The following is a 19,664-nucleotide window of genomic DNA, read 5'->3' as shown; positions in this document are numbered from 1 at the left end:
ATTGCGCACCCGCGCCCCGGCATGCGATACGCTGTTCCATAGTGATCGGGGGATCGAGTTCATGGCCGGCGATTTCCGGCGCCGGCTGGGCCGGGCGGGGCTGGCGCAGTCGGTCAATCTCACGCGACGCATGAACGACAACGCGCACATGGAGTCATGGAACAAGTCGATGAAGTCGGACCTGTACCACCGTCGCCGCTTTGACAGCGATCGGACGCTACGCCTGGCGATCGGTGACTACGTTCACTTCTACAACCACCAGCGGCTGCATTCGGCGCTGGGTTACCGTTCACCCGTCGAGTTCGAACAATGCGACTAGCAAACGAGTGTCCACTTTTCCGTAGGAACTCCCAGCCGCTTCGCGGCTCGGCTTAATTCAGGCGTTAGCGCTCATGAACAGGTTTACGGCAGCGGTGATCTGTTTACTCGCCTTGGCGGCGTGCCATTCCCTGTCTGCCTATGAGCAGGACGTCGCTGGGTGTTACGTTGGCGCTGATAGCACTGGATACAACCGGTTGCGGCTTTGCCTAGACCACGAGGGTGGCTACTCCTCAGAGATCCGTGGAGATATTGGGGTCTGGGGCATCTCCCATGGGACATGGTCCCTGACAGACGATGTCATCACTTTCAGCCCGCTCTCGGAGACGGAGCAGCATGTCAGCATGTTTCGCTCGGCCAAACGCTCACGTCGGGGCGTACTCGTTCCGCTCGATGTGTCAGGCCAGCCGGCCTGGCCTAGGCTGGAGAGATCGCGGCATGAGCGCTAACAATTCATTCAAGCCGAAGCCGCTTCGCGGCTCGGCTTAATTCAGGCGTTAGGCATGCACACCATGCATCGTCTCTATCCGATAGCAGATGACTTTGAAGCAACCATTCGGATCCTTACGGAGGCCGAGGGTGGTCGTAAGACCGCGCCTTTCAACGGCATTCGCTGGGACTTTTCCTACGCTGAGGATAACTCTTCGGACCAGCTGTACATGATTTGGCCCGACTTTTATGACCCCAGTGGAGATAGCTTGCCCCCGAACGCTCCGCTACCTCTCGGCGTCGAGTTGCACGCCCGAATGACCGTCGTCGTTGAAGAGATGCGACAGCAAACGCATCGTACACGTATCAAGCCAGGTGTGGAGTTCTACTGCCATGAAGGCCCCAAACGGGTGGCTGTCGGTCGTGTCACACGTGTCACCGGACTACACAATGCACGCGCAGGTGAAGCCTAACAATTCATTCAAGCGTAACCCGCTTCGCGGGTCGGCTTAATTCAGGCGTTTGGTGGCAATGGAAGATTCCTGCAAATTGTTGCAACAACTCGAGCTTGCACTGTTAGATCCAGCTGGCCGCGCCGACCGCGCAGTTCTCAACAAGTTGATCGCGGACAATTTCGTTGAGGTCGCAGCTAGTGGTAGAACTTTCGGCAAGGGCGAGGTGCTTACGCGACTTCCAATGGAGATCGGCGTGTCGTTCCTGGTCGAAGACATGCGTGTCAATCTGCTTTCTTCCTGCGTTGGGCTTGTCACCTACTTGGCCACGCGCACTTCTAGCGGTGTATCGGCAACATCCAAGCGGTGCTCGGTCTGGCGTAACAATGATGGCTAGTGGCAGATGGTCTACCATCAAGGTACGGCGGCATAGGGCCTATGTATTGCCGCCTAACAGTTCGTTCAAGCCGAAACCGCTTCACTGGTCAGCCAAATTAAGGCGTCGAGCCTCATAGTCAGATTTCTCGCATTCGTGTTGTTCTTTTTAGTTATGTATTCGTTGCCGCCGGAGCACCCATGAACTCGTTGGAAAGCGTTTGGAAAGAACGCGAGGAACGCTTGTATCCCTCACTGTTCGGGCCGGTCTCGCGCGGGATATTTCCGCTCACCCATGAAACGTTCGCCGAGTTCGGCGAGGACGAGGTGGACCCAAGGTGGCTGCACCTGGGCGTCTTCGAGTTTTCTCCGACACCCGAGCGGGATTCCTGGCTGTATGCGACATCGGGCGGTTCCACGCCATGGGATACGGAGCCGGGGGACTTCGACCCCACGGAGTACTCCTGGCTCGGCGTCGAGTTCGTGGTGGAAGCGCCTGCGCAAGCCGAGTGGCCCATAAGGCTCCTGCGCAAAGTGCTCGCCTACCACCTGCTCCTGTGCATGGACAGGCTCGATGGCACGCCCCTCGACTACGGGCACCGCGTCCCCACGGGCCCGATCGGCGGCGAGCCGTCCACTCGCGTTAAGATCGTGGCCGTGGCCGAACCGGAACACTACCCTGCCCAGCAGCAGCTGGCGTCCGGCAAGTTCGATTTCCTCCACCTCGTCGGCATCACGGAGGCGGAGCGCGATTGGGCGCGCTCGCATTCCACGGCGGAACTCGTCGAGCTCCTTGCCAAGGCAGGCGCGTTCCCGGTCACGCAACCCACGCGCACATCGGTGATGGAGACGGAAGGCCGGCGATCCTAGGCAGCTCGGTTCCGGCACCAGGACGCCTAGGCTACCTTGCGTCCGGGAGCATGGATCATCGCCGAGGCACCTGCCACGGGTCACCGGCCCGATCACACCGCTTCAACGCAGGCTCCTGGCATCAGGCCATCCAATGGGCATGATTCCCGTATCTTCGTCAGCCATCACCGCGATCGGCTACGATCCCGCGACCCGGCGCATGAAGATCCGTTTCGTACTAGGACATACGTACGATTTCTGCCGGGTTCCCGCGCATGTGTTCCAAGGGCTTCTCCATGCGCGATCCAAGGGCACCTACTACAACGACCACATCCGGGACCGCTATCAGTGCTAAAGTCCCGACGGCTCGATCACGCTGGCGCCGTCTGGCGAAACGAGCCGGATCCAGACATCGGCACTCGGAAACGGACCTCCCGACATGACTTCAGTAGCTCAGGCCCCCATCAGCACCCCGGCAAAAGCGCTCGTGGTGTTCTTCGTCGTCTTCGGTGCGGTGCATCTCATCGACTTCGTCCTATATGGACAAGCCATGCGCAACCTCGTTGCCGGCATCGCCTTTGCCATGATGGCTTATGGGACGTACGCGAACGGCTTTTCCAGAGATACGCCCAACCGACGTGCCCGACAGGCGTCGCTTGCCGGTTGCGCGCTGTTCCTCGTATACCTCGCATTGCGCTACTTTGCGTAGGTACCCGGCGGTTGTTCCAGGCCGAGCCTCGCTTACCGCCCGGGCCAGGAATCGAGGCGATATCGCGGAGCTCGTTTTGTCTTCGGCTTGTTGATCGCAAAGGACGAGTATCGACAATGAAAGCGCTGCTTGTTTTTCTTTCGGCGGCCATCCTGGCCGGGTGCGCCACTGCCAAGAACTGGGCGGCAACCGGCGGCAGTCGCGCGGATGCGACCGTAAGGCTCTCTTACGAGTACGGCGCGCTCGAGAAGCCCCGCGCGGACGAGGCGCAGGCCCGCGAACTCGCCTTGGCACGTTGCCGGGCCTGGGGTTATACCGGGGCGGAAGCTTTCGGCGGGGCCATACAGCAATGCAACCTGCCGGACGGTACAGGTGGTTGCAATCGTTGGCTCGTCACCAAGGAATACCAGTGCACCGGCCCCGGATTGCCGGAACAAACCGGCAGGTGAGACGCCACCGGCATCCAGACTGACGCTGCTTGGCCGCCAGGGTCCGATTGGCAAGCCGACGACGAAGAGCGTTCATGGAAGCCAGGATGTTCGTCACCTTCGGTTGGCCGGGCGACCAGGGAGGATCTCCGCAGCGCACTGGCCTCCGCCGGGCGGTGTTCGCCGGCCACGGGGGTCCAACGGTTCACGCGCGAGTTCCAGCGCAACGCACGGGATACGGCGGCGCACCTTCGTCCGTGGCCGACTCCTGGATCACTCGAACAGTTCTCGACCGGCTCGGTATTGATCATGGCCCAGGTGCAGATCCGCCCCTATCTTGCAGAAGACTGGCCGCGCTTGTGCGCGATCCATGACGCGGCCCGGCTCGATGAGCTGCGCCTTTCCGCGGGCGAGGATTCCTTTCTCACGCTGGAGCACACCGCGGAGAACGAGGGGCTGTTTGCAGGAGAAGTGGCCGTGGCGCTCGTGGACGGCGAAGTACAGGGCTTCGTCGCCTACAGGCCGGACGAGCTGAGCTGGCTCTACGTGTCCCCGGCGGCCTATCGGCGCGGCGTGGGCCGCGCCCTGGTCCGGCATGTCCTAACCGCGTCGCGGCAGCCGCTGACCGTCGAGGTCCTCGAAGGCAACGAGCCCGCCTTGTCACTCTATCTCTCCGAGGGCTTCACGGTCGAGCGCAGGATTGCAGGCCGGCTCGAGGGCAACGAAGCGTTCCCCGCCGTGGGGTTGGTGCTGCGGCATCCAGGGCGCAGCGGCGACGAACCGGACGCGGCCATCCTGCCGTAGGATCCGGTGATCCCGTCCGTTTTCCTCTCACCCAAGCGATGACCATGACCACGATGCATAGACCGGAGGATGCGCCCGCCGCGTTCCAGGCTGCCTGGAATGCCCATGACATGGAGGCGCTCGGCCGTCTTTTCGATCGGGATGCCACGTTCGTGAATCGTTTCGGGCACTACGTCCGGGGCGTCGACGAGATCGTGGCGCTCCACGCTCCCATCCACGAAACGATCTATAGCGACTCCACGCTAGAGAACGAGCTGATCGATGTCGTCCACCTGGCGGATGGCGTCGCGGTCGTCCATTTCTGGAGCCGCCTGGCGACCGGCGCCGCACACCCGGCCGGCGCGCACCAAGTGGATACGCTGATCCTCGCGGTGCTGAGCCGGCAGGACGGAACCTGGCGCATCCGCGCCCTGGAGAACGTGACGCTCACGAATCCCCGGACCGGGGAGACGATCTTGCGGGACTAGCAACGATCCCCAGCCCCTCCGGTGGCCGGGCACGCACCTCGGCTCCCGATCGGCGATACTCGAACGGCCCGGCGTCTTCGAGGCCTCGTCTGCCGCTTCCGTCGTGGCTGCCGTTTACCGACCGGGCAGGCTTGGTGCGTATTGCCTACCAGGCCGGACGCACGGCCCCGGCATCAGGTTCACAGGAGGATTCATGCCGATCCATTGGACGCAGTCCACCGACACGGTCGACTGGGACGAGCTGTCCGAGCTCTATCGCATCGCGCCGCTCGGGACCAAGAGCGGGGAGTGGCTGAGGACCGCCTATTCGAACAGCATGTTCAAGTGCATCGCGTTCGACGAGGACAAGGTCGTCGCGGCCGGGCGCGCCGTGGCCGATGGCGTGGACTGCTCCTATCTTTGCGACATCGTGGTCCATCCCGCCTACCAGGGTTCCGGGCTCGGCAAGGAGCTTATCCGCAAGTTGATCGAGCTCTCCAAGGGCCACCGCAAGATCATCCTGTACGCGGTCCCCGGCAGGGAACCGTTCTACGAGAAGTTCGGCTTTCGCCGCATGAACACCGCCATGGCCATCTTTGCGGACCCGGCAAAGGCGGCCGCGGACGGGTATACGCAGTGACGCCCGTGGGCCCGGCCGGCGGGCGGCATCCCTCGGCTCGCGCCCGTGCGCACGTCGGCATGGCGTCGTCCCGAAGAAGTCCCCCCGGGCTCGCTCAGGAGCCCGGGCCGATGCTCCGGCGATCTTCGCGAACATGCGGGGTAGCGGATGTTCGCGGCCCTGGCCACCTTGCCTCGGAAGGTTGTTGGGCCACGAGGACATCATCCCGCGATCGCCAACCGCTCCTGGTGGTAGCGGCGCACCGCGGCGTACCACAGCACCGCCGCCAGGCCGAAGCCGGCGACGAGGTAGACCGCCCACGTCTGGCCGTCGATGGCTTCGTGGCGCGTCACCTTGAGCAGCATCTGGTTCTGAGCCAGGAACGGCACGGCGAACTGCCACAGCTGGGTCTTCAGCGGATACACCATCAGCGCGTAGCCGGGCAGCATCGGCAGCAGCATCAGCCAGGTCATGTGGCTCTGCGCCTCCTTCATGCTCTTGGCCGCCGCGGCGAGGAAGGTCAGCAGGGAGGTGCCGATGAACACCATCGGCAGCAGGATGAAGAGCATCTGCACCATCGCCAGGTAGCCGACGTTGAGCTGGCGGCCGATGCCGGTGGCGAACTGCGCGCTGAACTTGAAGGCGAGCAACGTCAGCAGCAGCGAGGCCATGCCGATCACGCAGGCCGCGGCGATCTTGCCGCTCACCACCGCGCTGCGCGGCGCGGGGGTCGCCAGCAGCGGCTCCAGCGAATGGCGCTCGCGCTCGCCGGCGGTGGCGTCCAGGATCAGGTAGGCGCCGCCGAGGAACGAGGTGATGATCAGCAGCACCGGCAGCAATGCCGACATCAGCGCATTGCGCTTGGCCTCGGCGGTGGCGAGGTCCTGGGTGGCGATGTCGACCGGCCGCGCGATCTGCGCGTCGATGCCGCGCGCCAGCAGGCGCAGCGCGCCGACCTGCTGGCTGTAGGCCGACAAGGCGGTCTGCAGGCGCGTGGTGGGGATGTCGGCGTCGCGGCGGGTGCTGTCCCGGATGATCTCGACCAGCGCCGGGCGGCCGCCGCGCCAGGCCTGCGCGTAGTCGTCGCTGATGCGCAGCGCCACGTCCACGTCCTGGTTGCGGATCGCGGCGGTGAGGTCGGACGGGGGATCGACCGCGTTCAGCCCCTGCGAGGCGAGGAACTGCACCAGGTTGGGGGCGTTGGCCTTGCCCACGACCGGGATGTCCAGCGGCTTGTCGACCTGGGTCTGCACGCGGCTCTCGGCCAGCCTGCCCATGCCGAGGATCAGCACCGGGTAGAGCAACGGCGCCAGCAACAGCGACAGCATCAACGTGCGATGGTCGCGCGAGATGTCGCGCAGTTCCTTGCGCATGACGGTCCACAACGTCGAAAACAGACTCATGCGTGCAGTCCCTCGTCGGAGCCGATCGCCTTGACGAAGGCGTCTTCCAGGTTGTCCTCGCCGGTGTAGCGGCGCAGTTCGTCGGCGGTTCCCGCGGCCACCACGGTGCCCTTGGCGATGATGACGATGCGATCGCACAGCGCCGCCACCTCCTGCATGATGTGGCTGGAGAAGATCACGCAGCGCCCTTCCTCGCGCAGCTCGTGCAGGAATCCGCGCAGCGCGCGCGTCGTCATCACGTCCAGGCCGTTGGTGGGCTCGTCGAGGATGACGTTGCGCGGGTCGTGCACCAGCGCGCGCGCGATCGCGGTCTTGGTGCGCTGGCCCTGGCTGAAGCCCTCGGTCTGGCGGTCGAGGATGTCGTCCATGTCCAGCGCCGCGGACAGGATCCGCGTGCGCTCGGCGATCTGCTCGCGGGTCATGCCGTGCAGCTCGCCGAAGTAGGCGATGTTCTCGCGCGCGGTGAGGCGCTTGTACACGCCGCGCGCGTCCGGCAGGACGCCGAGCCGGCGCCGCACCGCGATCGGGTCGCGGGCGGCATCGATGCCATCGACCGCGACCTGGCCCCGGTCGGGCGACATCAAGGTGTAGAGCATGCGCAGCGTGGTGGTCTTGCCGGCGCCGTTGGGGCCGAGCAGGCCGGTGATCTGGCCGTCCGCGGCATGGAAGCTGACGTCTTCCACCGCCTTCACCAGCCCGGTCCGGGTCTTGAACGACTTGTACAGGTGTTCGGCCGCGATCATGCGGTGGCCTCCTGGGCGACGAGGGCGGTCATGGTTCCCACCCGTTGAACGAGGTGAAGGCGGGCACGCGGCTGAGCGTGCCCACGCACTGCGCGTCGAGCGACTTCGCGTCGGCCTGGTCGATGAACTGCCCGATGAGCTTGGGGATGCAGCCCAGCGCCATCACGTTGTGCCCCTGCCCTGGCGCCACCAGGTGGCGGCCGTTGGGCAGGCCCTCGAGCACCCGCTCGGCGTAGCGCGGCGGCGTGACCGGATCGAGCTCGCCCGACAGCAGCAGGGCCGGCACGTCGCTGCGCAGCGGCTCGGTGAATCCGGCCGGGCGCGTGCCGGTGGGCCATGCGGGGCAGGCGGCGAAGAACATCTTGGCCACGTCCGGGCCGAACAGGGTCTGTTGCGCGCCCTCGGGGGCGCGGTAGCGATCGGCGTCCTCGGCGCAGATCACCGACCATTGCATCGCGCGGTTCATGGTGTCGCCGAACTGGCGGCTGGCCAGGCCGGCCAGCGACATCAGCGGCCCATAGCGCCCCTGTGCGGCTTCGTCGAGGATCAACGGCAGCAGGGAAGCGGTCTGCGGCGCATACGAGAACGCGAACGCCAGCCCGGTCACGGTGTCGGCGGTGACCTTGCCGCGTTCGATCTCCCCGGTGCCGGGATTGCGGTATTCCACATCGACCGGCGCCTGCCGCAGGCGCGCCATCACGTTGCGCAGCTGCTCGCGCGTATCGGTGGGAAAGCGCTTGGCGCAGGCCGGGTCGGTCCGGCACTGCTCCGCCTGCAGGCGGATCGCGTCCTCGAACGTGGTGGCGAACTCGCCGCCCACCACCAGGTCGTTCGGCGCCACGCCGTCGATCACGATCGCGCGGGTGTGCCGCGGATGGGCCGCCGCATAGTGCTGGACCACCCGCGTGCCGTAGGACACGCCGATCAGGTCGATGGTCTCCGCGCCTATCGCCTGGCGCACGGCATCGAGGTCGCCGACCGCTTCCGTGGTGGTGTAGAAGCGCGGGTCGGCCCGGCCCTGCAGCGAAGCCGCGCAGCGCCTTGCGTAGTCGGCGACCGCCTCCGCCGAGGCATCCTCCTCGTCCGGCGGCGACAGCGGCTTGCCGTCGGCGCCGGTGCAGGCGAGCGCGTTCGAGCCGCCGGTGCCGCGCTGGTCGACCAGGAAGATGTCGCGCTTCTTGCGCACCTCGGCCAGCGCCGGTGCGACCAGGCTCGCCGATTCGGTGGCCGACTGGCCCGGCCCGCCGGCGATGAAGAACACCGGGTCGGCCTCGCCGGGGCCGTCGCTGTCGGCTTCAAGCCAGGCGATCTTCAGGGCGATGCGGCGCCCTTGCGGCGCGGCGGGATTCTCCGGCACCTGCAGGGTCGCGCACTTCGCTTCGACGTTGCCCGGCGCCTGCGGATGGGTGAGCGTGCACGGCTGGAACTCCAGCGCGCCATGCCTGCGGGCGGCCTGCCCGGCCGCCGCACCGGCAGCGTCGGCGGCGGGCTTGGCCGTGGGCGGCGGCGCATGCGCCTTCCAGTAGCGATGGCCGACGAAGGCCACCACCACCAGCAGCGCCAGAACGAGCCTGATCTTCTTCGACATCTCCCGCGTTCCCCCTCTGCAGATTCCACAAGCCATGACGCGCAAGCGCGCCGGACGTGACGGCGCCGCACCGCCCTTTATCGCTCAATCCCCTCCGTCGAACAGGAATATCCGTTCGATCGGCTCGCCGAACAATGCTGCGATGCGGAAGGCCAACGGCAGGCTCGGATCGTACTTGCCGGTTTCCAGCGCATTGACGGTCTGGCGCGACACCGCCAGCCGCTCGGCCAGTTCCCCTTGCGACCAGCCGCTGGCCTCGCGCAGTTCGCGCATGCGGTTGTTCACGCGTAGCGGCTCGCGATGGCGATCTTGATGAAGCCGTAGCCGACGCACAACATCGGGAACACCCACAACATCGCCACGCTGGCCGGTATCGCGATCAAGCCCGCCGATTGCAGGAACCCCCCGGCCATGTAGACCGCGGCCACGCCCCCCGCGGCGATCGCCACCGATTCCAGTTCGATGCGACGCTGCATCTCGTCGGCATCGCGCATGAAGCGCGCCACCGCGCGGATCACCAGGACCACCAGCAAGGCCGGCAGCAAGGCCACCACGACGCGCAGCCAGGTCGGCCCGACGGCGTCGAGCAGGGGCCGCCACGTCGGCATGACGGCCACGTAGGCCAGCATCGGGGGCAGGAAATCGCGGTAGTAGCGCCGCGCCAGCGCCGGTGGCGCGGCGTCGCGCAACCATGCCGGCGCTCGCCACATCATCGCCGCCGCGGCGAGGAGGCCGATGCCGGCCCCGATCAGGCCGGCGCCTCGGCCGCTTCCCGGTGCGAGGTCCGCAACGCCGAAACCGAGCACCGCCAGCCCGGCGGCGAGCATCGCGATGGCGCCCCGACGGCCGGCGCTCACGAGCGTCGCTCCCACACGGCCCCGTGGAAGCCCGGTCCGGACAAGGCCATGCCGGCACCGGACGGCGCCGGCGGGCGCGATCCCGCGACGATGACGACCTCGCCTGCCGCCCGCGGCCACCCGGCCGCGACGTTGCCCGACGAACGATGCTTCATGGGACCTCCCTGTCAAGCGTACTTGACACGGAGGATGGGGCGGGATCGCCATCCTGTCAAGCGACCTTTACACCAGGTCGCCCCGGGAACGGCCAAGGCCGGCGCGCCTACTTGTTGCTGACGTACTTCTCGCGACGGATCTGCGCGTTCGGCAGCCCCGCCTGCTTCAGCGCCTCGAAGCAGGCGTCCACCATGTCCGGGTTGCCGCACAGGTAGGCGATGTCGCGCTGCGGGTCCGGCGCGAGTTCCGGCAGGAACTGCTGCACGTAGCCATGGCGCACGTCGGGGTGCGGGTGCTCCGGCAGTTCGCGCGAGAAGCACGGCATGTAGCGGAACCCGGGGTGCGCGTCGGCGAAGGCGCGGAAATCCTCGCCGTACAGCAGGTCCTGCGGCGTGCGCGCGCCCTGCAGCAGCACGACCTCGATGCCGCGCTCGCGCATCGCCTCGGCCAGCAGCGGCAGCATCGAACGGTAGGGGGTCACGCCGGTCCCGGTCGCGATCAACAGGTAGCGGCGGTTCTGGTCGCCCGGCATCAGGCAGAAGCGCCCGTACGGGCCGCTCGCCGACAGCTCCTGGCCGATGTCCAGGCTCTCGAACAGCGCGGTGGCCGCCCCGCCCGGGACGAAGCTGACCGCGATCTCCACGGCCTCGCCCGGCCCGAGCGCATGATCGTGGATGGTCGCCAGCGAATAGCTGCGCTTGGCCGCGGCGCCGTCGGCGTAGTGGAAATGCACCTGGATGAACTGGCCGGGCTGGAAGTCCAGCGGCTGCCCGTCGGCGCGGACGAACTGGTAGTGGCCGACCGTGGGCGCCAGCATGCGGCAGCCGACGAGCTTGATGGGGAATTGGGCGAGCACTGGAGAGGTTGGGACAGTCTGTTTCCGGGGCCGGGCCCGCGTGGCCTTCTATAATACCGGCTGCATTCCGGCGGCGCCGCCCATCCGGCGCGAGGACAACAGATTGAATTCTTCTATCGCAACCGGCGCGCCAGCGTTGCGCGTGCGCGACCTGCGCAAGACCTACGACAACGGCGTACAGGCCCTCAAGGGGGTCTCGCTCGACGTCGAACCCGGCGATTTCTTCGCCCTGCTCGGCCCGAACGGCGCCGGCAAGTCCACCCTGATCGGCATCGTCTCCTCGCTGGTGAACCTCAGCGAGGGCTCGGTGCAGGTGTTCGGCACCGACCTGTCGGCGCATCGCAGCGAGGCGATGCGGCTGATCGGGCTGGTGCCGCAGGAGATCAACTTCAACCTGTTCGAGAAGCCGTTCGACATCCTGGTCAACTACGCCGGCTTCTACGGGATGCCGCGCGCGGAGGCCAGCCAGCTGGCCGAGGCCGAGCTCAAGCGCGCGCACCTGTGGGAAAAGGCCCAGGTGATGAGCCGCACGCTGTCCGGCGGCATGAAGCGCCGGCTGATGATCGCCCGCGCGATGATGACCCGGCCGAAGCTGCTGATCCTGGACGAACCCACCGCCGGCGTGGACATCGAGATCCGCCGCGACATGTGGCGGGTGCTGCGCGAGATCAACGCCGCCGGCACCACCATCATCCTGACCACGCACTATCTCGAGGAAGCCGAGAGCCTGTGCCGCAACCTGGCGATCATCAACCACGGCCGCATCGTCGAGCAGGGCCCGATGCGCGCGCTGCTGGCCAAGCTCGACGTGGAGGGCTTCCTGTTCGACATCGACGGCGAGCTACCGGCGCAGCTGCCGGCCATCGACGGCACCTCGCTGGTCGCGCTCGACGCGCACACGCTGGACCTGGACATGCCCCGCGCGATGGACCTCAACCGCGTGTTCGCCGCGCTCAACGCGTCCGGCATTCGCGTGCGGTCGATGCGCACCAAGAGCAACCGGCTGGAGGAACTGTTCGTGCGGCTGACGGGCGAAGGCCGTGATTCGTGATTCGTGACGGGCGATTCGCAAAAGCAGCCTCCCGCCACCTGACCGATCTCCACCGACGACGATGAACACTACGAATCACGAATCACGAATCACGAATCACGGTTCCCGCAACCTGACCGCGCTGGGCACCATCGTGCGCCGCGAGGTGCAGCGCATCCTGCGCATCTGGGGCCAGACCCTGGTGCCGCCGGCGATCACCATGACGCTGTACTTCCTGATCTTCGGCGGGCTGATCGGCTCGCGCGTCGGCGAGATGGGCGGCTTCTCCTACATGCAGTTCATCGTCCCCGGGCTGGTGATGATGAGCGTGATCCAGAACAGCTACGGCAACATCTCCTCCTCCTTCTTCGGCGCCAAGTTCGGCCGCCACGTCGAGGAGTTGCTGGTCAGCCCGATGCCGAACTGGGTGATCCTGTGGGGCTACGTCGCCGGCGCGGTGATGCGCGGGCTGATGGTCGGCGTGATCGTGCTGGTCATCGCGATGTTCTTCACGCCGGTGCGCATGCCGCACCCGCTGGTGACGCTGACCACGGTGCTGCTGGGCGCGACGATCTTCTCGCTGGCCGGCTTCATCAACGCGGTGTACGCGAAGAAGTTCGACGACGTGGCGATCGTGCCGACCTTCATCCTGACCCCGCTGACCTACCTGGGCGGCGTGTTCTATTCGGTGAAGCTGCTGCCGCCCTGGGCCGAGGCGGCCACCCACGCCAACCCGATCTTCTACATGGTCAACGCCTTCCGCTACGGCCTGCTCGGCAGCTCCGACGTGCCGCTGTGGGTGGCGTATGCGCTGATGCTCGGGTTCGTCGCGGTGCTCAGCGCGCTGGCGTTGTGGCTGCTGCGGCGCGGCGTGGGCCTGCGCAGCTGACCGGCATCGCAACGACGAAGAGAGCGACATGCGTATCCTGATCCTTGGCGCCGGCGGCACCGGCGGCTACTTCGGCGGGCGCCTGGCCCAGGCCGGCGCGGACGTGACGTTCCTGGTACGGCCCGGCCGCGCCGCGCAACTGCAGGCGGACGGGCTGAAGATCCGCAGCCCGCTCGGCGATGCCGACCTGGCCGTGCGGCACGCCGTGGCCGGGGCGCTGCCGGCGCTGGTCGCCGAACGCCCGTTCGACCTGGTGATCCTCAGCTGCAAGGCCTACGACCTGGAGGCCTCGATCGAGGCGATCGCGCCCGCGGTCGGCGCGGACACCACCGTGCTGCCGATCCTCAACGGCCTGCGCCACTACGACGCGCTGGACGCCCGCTTCGGCCGCGAGCGCGTGCTCGGCGGCTTGTGCTTCATCAGCGCGACCAAGGGCGAAGGCGGCGAGATCCTGCACCTGGGCAAGCCGGCCTCGATCACCTTCGGCGAGCGCGACGGCGGGGCCGACAGCGCCCGCGTGCGCGCTTTCGCCGCGGCCTGCGCGCAGGCCGGCATCGACCACACGGCCTCGCCGCGGATCGCCCAGGAGCAGTGGATCAAGTACACGTTCCTGTGCGCGCTGGCCGCGGCCACCTGCCTGGCGCGTTCGCCGATCGGCCGCATCGTCGCCACCGAGGACGGCCGCGCCTTCATCAACGGCCTGTACAACGAGTGCCTGATCGCCGCCGACGCGGCCGGCGAGCCAGTGCCGCTGGCCGCGCGCGAGAAGGCCCTGCTGACGTTGCTGCAGCCCGGCTCGGACCTGAAGGCCTCGATGCTGCGCGACCTGGAGGCCGGCCAGCCGGTCGAGGCCGAGCACATCGTCGGCGACATGCTGGCGCGGGTGCGCGAGACCGGCCGCAACGCGCCGTGGCTGATGGCCGCGAACGTGCACTTGCAGGCGTACCAGCTCGCGCGCGGCGGCTGAACCGCGCGCCCGGCCGACGTCCCGCGGGCCCGGGCGCGGCCCGGCCTTCGCGCGGTACTGACGGGCCCGGCCGGATGCTCTGGCTTCCTTCCGGTTGGGCCCGGCCATGAAGTTCCTGAGCGTCCTGTTCCGCGGCGGTCACGTGGTGATCCTGGGCTTCTTCGTGCTCTGCGCCGCGGGCCTGGTGACGATGGCCGCGATGGAGCTGTGGCACGGGCTCTCGCCCGGCGGCGACATGGCGGTCCGCATTCGCTTCAACGTGGTGCTGGAGGCGATCGGCCTGCTCACCGTGGCGCTGGTGACGCTGGAACTGGGCCAGACCATCTTCGAGGAAGAAGTGCTGCGCGACGTCAAGGTCAGCGGCCCCACCCGCGTGCGGCGCTACCTGTCGCGCTTCTTCGTGGTGATCGTGATCGCGCTGGCGATCGAGACGCTGGTGTCGATCTTCGAGCTGATGCACGACGATCCCGCCAAGCTGCCGTACGCGGCCACGACCGGCCTGTGCGCGGCGATGCTGCTGCTGGCCTGGGGCGTGTTCGTCCGGCTCAACCGCAGCGCCGAGGAGCTGGAGCCGGAAGCGATGGAGGAAGCCAAGCGCGAGGACCGCGACGTGGCCGAGTAGCGCCGTCGCCCCGCGGCGCGGGGCGGCTCAGGCCCCTGCGGCGGGCAGCGGCCTCACCGGCGTCGGCTTGCCGTCCGGGCCGAGCGCGATCATCACGAAATGGCCGCGCGTGCACAGCTTGCGCTCGCCGCTGAGCAGGTCCTCGGCGATCAGCTCCACTTCCACCCGGATCGAGCTGCGCCCGACCCCGACCACGCGGCCGATCGTCTCCACCATCTGGCCCTGGCGGATCGGCAGCTCGAAGTCCACCTGCTCCGAGCGCGCGGTCACCACGGTGTGGCGCGAATAGCGTGCCGCCGCCAGGAACGCGGCCTTGTCCATCCACGCCAGCGCCTGGCCGCCGAACAGCGTGCCCATGTGGTTGGTGTTGTTCGGGAAGACGATTTCCGCCATCCGCACCTCGGTGGGCGGCGCCTGTTCGGGGGTGTCCATGCGATGGGCCCTGGATCGGAGACGCTACGAGCTTACAGGCTGCCGCGCACGGCCGCCTCGACCTGGGCCGGCGACTGGAAACCGGGCAGCCGCGCGACCTCGGCCCCGTCCTTGAACAGCGCCAGCGTCGGGGTCTGGCGCAGGCCCAGGCCGCGGAAGAAGTCCTCGCCGATGTCCTCCAGCTTCACCTTCAGCAGGGTCAGGCCGTTAGCGGCCTCGCTGGCGGCGAACTTGTCCAGAGACATGTCGAGCATGCGGCAGCCCGGGCAATTGTCCTTGTTGAAGTCCACCAGCAGGCGCGGATGGGCCGCGAGCGCGGCGGCGTAGTCGTCAGGCGACGTGGCGGTAATGGTCTGCATGTTCGTGTGTGTCGTTGTTGTCGGGGCAGGTGGCGAGCACCTGCGCGATCCAGCGGTCGATGGCCTCGGCGTCGCGTTCGCCGTGCGGCATCTGCTCGATCGCCAGCCGCGGGAACGGGCTGGCGAAGAAGGCGGCCATGCGATGCACGGCGCCGCAGAAGTATTCCTCGCCCCACTGGGTCTCGCCGGTACCGAACACCGCCACCCGCGGCGGCTTGCCGGCCGCCTCGACCAGTTCGGCGATGAAGCGCTTCATCTCCGAAGGAGTGCGGCCGGCGTTGTCGGTCCAGGAGCCGAGTAGGAACAGGTCGTAGGCCTGGGCCGGCAAGGATGCGTCGGCCAGCGACTGCAGGTCGGTCTCGATCCAGTCCAGCGCGTGCCCCGCCTCCTCGCAGCGCGCGCGCACCCGGCGCGCCACTTCGCGCGTGTTGCCGCTGAGCGAGGCGAGGGCCAGCAGGATGTTCATAGGGGCGTGATTTGTGATTCGTGATTCGTGATTCGTAAAAGCCGATCCGGATGGCCGGTGCTTTTGCTCCTGCCCTTGCCAATCACGAATCGCAAATCACGAATCACGGCTCCTCAAAGATCATCGAATCCGTTGTCCGAGTTGGTCTTCTTGTAGCTGGCGTTGCGCATCTCGAAGAAGTCGGTCTTGGTCTCGGTGAAGTTGTCGGCGTAGGCCTTGATCCACGGCATCACGTTGTCGGTGGTCTCCGCGTACAGCTTCTCGATGCCGAGCATGCCGGCCATCTTGTTGGCGCGGTACTTCACGTAGCGGATCATCTCGTCCACGTCGATGCCGTCGATGCCGTCGAGCACCTCGCCGGTCCACTGCGTCTCCAGCTCGATCGCGTGCGCGAACGCCTTGTGCACGTAGTCGGTCAGCTCGTTGGTCTGCAGCTCCGGGTTCTCGCCGACGATGGCGCGGATCACCTCGCTGATGAACTTGGTGTGGGCCAGTTCGTCGCGGTTGATGAAGCTGATGATCTTGCCGGTGCCGGTCATCCGGTTCTGGCGCACCAGGTTGTAGAAGTAGGCGAAGCCGGAATAGAAGTTGATGCCCTCCAGGATCGAGGACTGGATCAGCGAGCGCAGCAGGGTCTCGGCGGTCTTCTCGCGCATGAAGTCGTCGTAGGACGCCATGATCGGCGCGTTGCGCCTGAGGATCGTCGGGTGGGTGCGGGCGATCTCGAACACCCGGTTCTGGTTGTCCAGGTTGGTGATCGAGGCCAGCACGTAGCTGTAGCTCTCGTTGTGGATCACTTCCTGCTGGCCGATGATCGCGGCGTTGGCGTGCGCGGCCGGGTCGGTGATGTACTCGGCGACGTTGTAGATGAAGCGCGTCTGCGGCGAGTCCAGCGTCGCCAGCAGGCCGATGATCGAGTCGTAGGCGTTCTTCTCGCGTCCCGACAGCTCGCCGTACTGGCGCGCGTCGATCTTCATGTCGACCTCGTCGGGGATCCAGAAGTTGGTCGACAGCTCCTTGTACGCCCGGTAGAAGGACGGGTACGGGATGTCGTTCCAGTTCAGGATGCCGCTGGTCTTGCCGTTGATGATGCCGGTCGAACGGTTCGGGTTGCGCGGCTCGAGGATCTTGATGCGATCGAGCGGGGTGGCGGACATGGATGCTTTCTCGTGTTTCAGGTTGCGCGCGGCAACTGGAGGAAAGCCCCCCTGAGTCAGGGGGGCGCGCGCCGCAGGCGCGGGGTTGTGGGTGCTGATGGGACGGGGCCCGCGGTTCGCAAAGCGAACCGTGGGGAGCGACAGCGCGGATGCGCTGTCAGCTCGAACACCATTCGCACTCGCTGATGTCGATGTCGTTGGAACGCACGTAGTAGGTGGTCTTCAGGCCTTCGCGCCAGGCGGTCATGTGCAGCTCCAGCAGGGTGCTGGCGCGGATGGTCGACGGCACGTAGAAGTTGAAGCTGATCGACTGGTCGACGTGGCGCTGGCGGCGCGCGTTCTGGCGCACCGAGGCGAACTGGTCGACCTTGTAGGCGCCCTTCTCGTAGTACGGCCAGGTCTCCAGCGACAGGCCGGGCGCGGCGACCGGGCGGCGGAAGTCCTTCTTCTCCTCGTAGTAGAACGCCGAGTAGATCGGGTCGATCGAGGCGGTCGAGCCGGCGATCTGCGCGGTGCTCATGTTCGGCGCGACGGCGACCATGTAGGCGTTGCGCACGCCGTTGACCGCCACCTGCGCGGCCAGGTCCAGCCACTGCGGGCTGTTGTAGCCGCGGTCGCGGAAATAGGCGCCGGTATGCCAGTCGCTGCCGCGGAACACCGCGTAGGTGCCCTTCTCCTTGGCCAGCGCCATGCTCGCCTGGATGGTCAGGTAGTTGATGCGCTCGTACAGCTCGTCGCTGAACTGCTCGGCTTCCGGCGAGTTCCAGTGGATGCCCTTCTGCGCCAGCAGGTGGTGCCAGCCGAAGGTGCCCAGGCCGATCGCGCGGTACTTCTGGTTGGTGATCGTCGCCTGCGGCACCGGCAGCAGGTTCAGGTCGATCACGTTGTCGAGCATGCGCACCTGGATCGGGATCAGGCGCTCGAGCACGTCGGTGATCAGGTCGCCCTGGCCCGCCTGCGGCACCACCGCCCGGCCCAGGTTGACCGAGGACAGGTTGCAGACGACGAAGTCGCCGGCCTGCTTGGTCGTGACGATCTGGTTGCCGCTGATGATCTCTTGCATCATGCGCGTGGGGCTCATGTTCTGCAGGATCTCGGTGCACAGGTTGGACGAGTACACCATGCCAACGTGCTTGTTCGGGTTCTTCCGGTTGACCTCGTCGCGGTAGAACATGAACGGATTGCCGGTCTCCAGCTGGCTGACCATGATCCGCTTGAAGATGTCGATCGCCTTGACCGTCTTGCGGCTGATGCGCTCGTCGGCGACGACTTCCTCGTACTTCTTGCGGAAGCTGCCGTCGCCCTTCTTCTCGTCGTAGAAGTCCTGCAGGTACCAGCCCTTGATCCGCTTCACCTCGTGCGGATCGAACAGGTACCAGTCGCCGCGGCGCTCCACCGTCTCCATGAACAGGTCGGGGATGCACACCGAGGTGAACACGTCGTGCGCGCGCAGGCGCTGGTCGCCGTTGTTCAGGCGCAGGTCCAGGAACGCCTCGATGTCGCGGTGCCAGATGTCCAGGTACACGGCGATGGCGCCCTTGCGCTGGCCGAGCTGGTCCACCGACACGGCGGTGTTGTTGAGCTGCTTGATCCACGGCACCACGCCGCCGGACGAGTTGGCCACGCCGCGGATCGCCGAGCCGGAGGAACGCACGTAGCCCAGGTACGCGCCGACGCCGCCGCCGTGCTTGGACACGCGCGCCACGTCGGTGTTGGAGTCGTAGATGCCCTGCAGGCTGTCGTCGACCGTGTCGATGAAGCAGCTCGACAGCTGGCCGCCGACCTTGCCGGCATTGGCCAGGGTCGGGGTCGCCACGGTCATGTACAGGTTGGACAGCGCCCAGTAGGCCTCGCCGACCAGCTGCATGCGGCGCTCGCGCGGCTTCTCGTCCTGCATCAGGTACAGCGCGATGGTCAGCCAGCGCTCCTGCGGCAGCTCGAACACGCCGCGCGAGCTGTCGGTGGCCAGGTAGCGCGTGGCCAGCAGGTACAGGCCGTTGTAGGCGAACAGCTTGTCGCGCTCCGGGTCGATCATGCGCCCGGCTTCCTGCAGTTCGTCCTTGGAATAGGAGCGCAGGATGTCGTTGGAGTAGACGTTGCGGTCGGCCAGGCTCTCCTGCAGGCCGACGAACGAGCCGTACTTCTGGCTCGCGTCGTAGAAGCGGTTGCGGCTGGCGCGCTTGTACAGGCGGCGCAGGTACAGGCGCGCGGCGAAGAACTCCCAGTCCGGCGCGGTCAGGTCCACGCGCGCCTCGGCCTCGCGGATCAGCAGGTCGACCAGGTCGTCGGCGTTGACGCTCTCCTTGCGCTCGACGAAGCCGAACACGGCGCGCTTGTAGTCGCTCACGTCCAGGTGCGGGAACTCGGCATGGACCGAATCGATGCTGCGCTCCAGGCGCGCGCGATCGAACGGGATGCGGCGGTTGCCGGCTTCCTTGGTGATCCAGGTGGAGACAGCGGATTCGTCGAGGGTCTGAACGGGCATTGCGGCTGCTTGTGGGGGCGGCGGAACCAGGTCCGCGGAATCGGGGGTGGTCTCGGCCGCGGCGGGGGGAGCGACGCGGGTGGGTGCGGCGGGGGTGGACTGCGAAGAGGTGGCCGCGGCGGCGGCGAGGATGTCGTTGCTTGTCATACGTCCTCCATGTGGTGCACGGACCCGCCCTTCGCAGGCGAGGCGGGCCGTGTCGGCGGAGCGGACGGCGGTGTCGCG

The 19,664-nt window shown here is 66.8% G+C and carries 26 protein-coding genes; 14 read left to right on the top strand and 12 right to left on the bottom strand.

What is annotated here, in order from left to right:
- From FD678_RS19110 to FD678_RS19065, 10 genes are all read left to right on the top strand, one after another.
- The coding region (locus tag FD678_RS19110) for an IS3 family transposase (protein WP_218569864.1) at positions 1-319 on the top strand (319 nt) is incomplete at its 5' end.
- 502 nt (positions 320-821) lie between these two features.
- Entirely contained in the window at positions 822-1,220 is a 399-nt protein-coding gene (locus tag FD678_RS19105) for a hypothetical protein (RefSeq protein ID WP_218569863.1), read from the top strand.
- A gap of 58 nt (positions 1,221-1,278) precedes the next feature.
- Positions 1,279-1,596 carry a nuclear transport factor 2 family protein gene (locus tag FD678_RS19100; protein WP_140727701.1) on the top strand — a complete coding sequence of 106 codons (318 nt, stop codon included), beginning with the start codon at positions 1,279-1,281 and terminating at the stop codon, positions 1,594-1,596.
- A 179-nt stretch (positions 1,597-1,775) separates the two neighbouring features.
- Positions 1,776-2,444, top strand: a complete 669-nt coding sequence (locus tag FD678_RS19095; RefSeq protein ID WP_140727698.1) for a suppressor of fused domain protein — start codon at positions 1,776-1,778, stop codon at positions 2,442-2,444.
- A 133-nt stretch (positions 2,445-2,577) separates the two neighbouring features.
- Positions 2,578-2,778 (top strand): KTSC domain-containing protein, encoded by a 201-nt coding sequence (locus tag FD678_RS19090; RefSeq protein WP_140727696.1) that lies wholly within the window; start codon positions 2,578-2,580, stop codon positions 2,776-2,778.
- Between the two features lie 84 nt (positions 2,779-2,862).
- Positions 2,863-3,132 (top strand): hypothetical protein, encoded by a 270-nt coding sequence (locus FD678_RS19085; RefSeq protein WP_140727694.1) that lies wholly within the window; start codon positions 2,863-2,865, stop codon positions 3,130-3,132.
- A 116-nt stretch (positions 3,133-3,248) separates the two neighbouring features.
- Positions 3,249-3,581 (top strand): YecR family lipoprotein, encoded by a 333-nt coding sequence (gene yecR, locus FD678_RS19080; protein WP_140727691.1) that lies wholly within the window; start codon positions 3,249-3,251, stop codon positions 3,579-3,581.
- Between the two features lie 288 nt (positions 3,582-3,869).
- Entirely contained in the window at positions 3,870-4,364 is a 495-nt protein-coding gene (locus tag FD678_RS19075; RefSeq protein ID WP_218569862.1) for a GNAT family N-acetyltransferase, read from the top strand.
- Between the two features lie 44 nt (positions 4,365-4,408).
- Positions 4,409-4,831 (top strand): SgcJ/EcaC family oxidoreductase, encoded by a 423-nt coding sequence (locus FD678_RS19070; protein WP_140727686.1) that lies wholly within the window; start codon positions 4,409-4,411, stop codon positions 4,829-4,831.
- Positions 4,832-5,024: 193 nt separating this feature from the next.
- Positions 5,025-5,450: a GNAT family N-acetyltransferase gene (locus tag FD678_RS19065; RefSeq protein WP_140727684.1), complete on the top strand. Its 426-nt coding sequence runs from the start codon at positions 5,025-5,027 to the stop codon at positions 5,448-5,450.
- Positions 5,451-5,650: 200 nt separating this feature from the next.
- On the opposite strand, the gene FD678_RS19060 is transcribed toward FD678_RS19065, so the two are convergent.
- The 7 genes from FD678_RS19060 to FD678_RS19035 form a co-directional block, all read right to left on the bottom strand.
- Positions 5,651-6,832: an ABC transporter permease gene (locus FD678_RS19060; protein ID WP_140727681.1), complete on the bottom strand. Its 1,182-nt coding sequence runs from the start codon at positions 6,830-6,832 to the stop codon at positions 5,651-5,653.
- Entirely contained in the window at positions 6,829-7,575 is a 747-nt protein-coding gene (locus tag FD678_RS19055) for an ABC transporter ATP-binding protein (RefSeq protein ID WP_140727678.1), read from the bottom strand. The genes FD678_RS19060 and FD678_RS19055 overlap by 4 nt, the downstream gene beginning before the upstream one ends.
- A 28-nt stretch (positions 7,576-7,603) precedes the next feature.
- Entirely contained in the window at positions 7,604-9,163 is a 1,560-nt protein-coding gene (locus FD678_RS19050) for an alpha/beta hydrolase (protein ID WP_140727675.1), read from the bottom strand.
- A gap of 84 nt (positions 9,164-9,247) precedes the next feature.
- Positions 9,248-9,448: a helix-turn-helix transcriptional regulator gene (locus FD678_RS19045; protein WP_140727673.1), complete on the bottom strand. Its 201-nt coding sequence runs from the start codon at positions 9,446-9,448 to the stop codon at positions 9,248-9,250.
- Entirely contained in the window at positions 9,445-10,020 is a 576-nt protein-coding gene (locus FD678_RS19040; protein WP_140727656.1) for a hypothetical protein, read from the bottom strand. Before FD678_RS19040 ends, FD678_RS19045 begins: the two co-directional genes overlap by 4 nt.
- Positions 10,017-10,175 (bottom strand): hypothetical protein, encoded by a 159-nt coding sequence (locus FD678_RS20325; RefSeq protein WP_177497901.1) that lies wholly within the window; start codon positions 10,173-10,175, stop codon positions 10,017-10,019. Before FD678_RS20325 ends, FD678_RS19040 begins: the two co-directional genes overlap by 4 nt.
- Positions 10,176-10,282: 107 nt before the next feature.
- Complete coding sequence (locus tag FD678_RS19035) at positions 10,283-11,032, bottom strand: ferredoxin--NADP reductase (RefSeq protein WP_140727654.1); 750 nt, start codon at positions 11,030-11,032, stop codon at positions 10,283-10,285.
- A 103-nt stretch (positions 11,033-11,135) separates the two neighbouring features.
- Between FD678_RS19035 and FD678_RS19030 the strand changes: the two genes are divergently transcribed.
- The 4 genes from FD678_RS19030 (at position 11,136) to FD678_RS19015 (ending at position 14,540) form a co-directional block, all read left to right on the top strand.
- Positions 11,136-12,083, top strand: a complete 948-nt coding sequence (locus tag FD678_RS19030; protein ID WP_140727651.1) for an ABC transporter ATP-binding protein — start codon at positions 11,136-11,138, stop codon at positions 12,081-12,083.
- Positions 12,084-12,144: 61 nt separating this feature from the next.
- Entirely contained in the window at positions 12,145-12,951 is an 807-nt protein-coding gene (locus FD678_RS19025) for an ABC transporter permease (protein ID WP_140727649.1), read from the top strand.
- Between the two features lie 28 nt (positions 12,952-12,979).
- Positions 12,980-13,918, top strand: a complete 939-nt coding sequence (panE, locus tag FD678_RS19020; protein ID WP_140727646.1) for a 2-dehydropantoate 2-reductase — start codon at positions 12,980-12,982, stop codon at positions 13,916-13,918.
- Between the two features lie 106 nt (positions 13,919-14,024).
- On the top strand, positions 14,025-14,540 hold the full coding sequence (locus FD678_RS19015; RefSeq protein WP_140727644.1) for a hypothetical protein: 516 nt from the start codon (positions 14,025-14,027) through the stop codon (positions 14,538-14,540).
- Positions 14,541-14,567: 27 nt separating this feature from the next.
- Here the strand turns inward: FD678_RS19015 and FD678_RS19010 are convergent, their stop codons facing one another.
- The 5 genes from FD678_RS19010 to FD678_RS18990 all read right to left on the bottom strand — a co-directional run bounded on the left by FD678_RS19010 (position 14,568) and on the right by FD678_RS18990 (position 19,439).
- Positions 14,568-14,972 carry an acyl-CoA thioesterase gene (locus FD678_RS19010; protein ID WP_140727641.1) on the bottom strand — a complete coding sequence of 135 codons (405 nt, stop codon included), beginning with the start codon at positions 14,970-14,972 and terminating at the stop codon, positions 14,568-14,570.
- A 32-nt stretch (positions 14,973-15,004) separates the two neighbouring features.
- Entirely contained in the window at positions 15,005-15,331 is a 327-nt protein-coding gene (locus tag FD678_RS19005) for a thioredoxin family protein (RefSeq protein WP_140727639.1), read from the bottom strand.
- Positions 15,303-15,797: a flavodoxin gene (locus tag FD678_RS19000; RefSeq protein ID WP_140727637.1), complete on the bottom strand. Its 495-nt coding sequence runs from the start codon at positions 15,795-15,797 to the stop codon at positions 15,303-15,305. The genes FD678_RS19005 and FD678_RS19000 overlap by 29 nt, the downstream gene beginning before the upstream one ends.
- 113 nt (positions 15,798-15,910) lie before the next feature.
- On the bottom strand, positions 15,911-16,954 hold the full coding sequence (locus tag FD678_RS18995) for a ribonucleotide-diphosphate reductase subunit beta (protein ID WP_140727634.1): 1,044 nt from the start codon (positions 16,952-16,954) through the stop codon (positions 15,911-15,913).
- A 157-nt stretch (positions 16,955-17,111) separates the two neighbouring features.
- Positions 17,112-19,439, bottom strand: a complete 2,328-nt coding sequence (locus FD678_RS18990; protein WP_218569860.1) for a ribonucleoside-diphosphate reductase subunit alpha — start codon at positions 19,437-19,439, stop codon at positions 17,112-17,114.
- Positions 19,440-19,664: the final 225 nt, after the last annotated feature.

Source organism: Pseudomonas sp. Hp2 (assembly GCF_006386585.1).
In the GTDB taxonomy this organism is placed as follows: Bacteria; Pseudomonadota; Gammaproteobacteria; order Xanthomonadales; family Xanthomonadaceae; genus Pseudomonas_S; species Pseudomonas_S boreopolis.
Note: the sequence above shows the minus strand (reverse complement) of the source record. Positions and strands in the feature narration are given on the sequence as shown.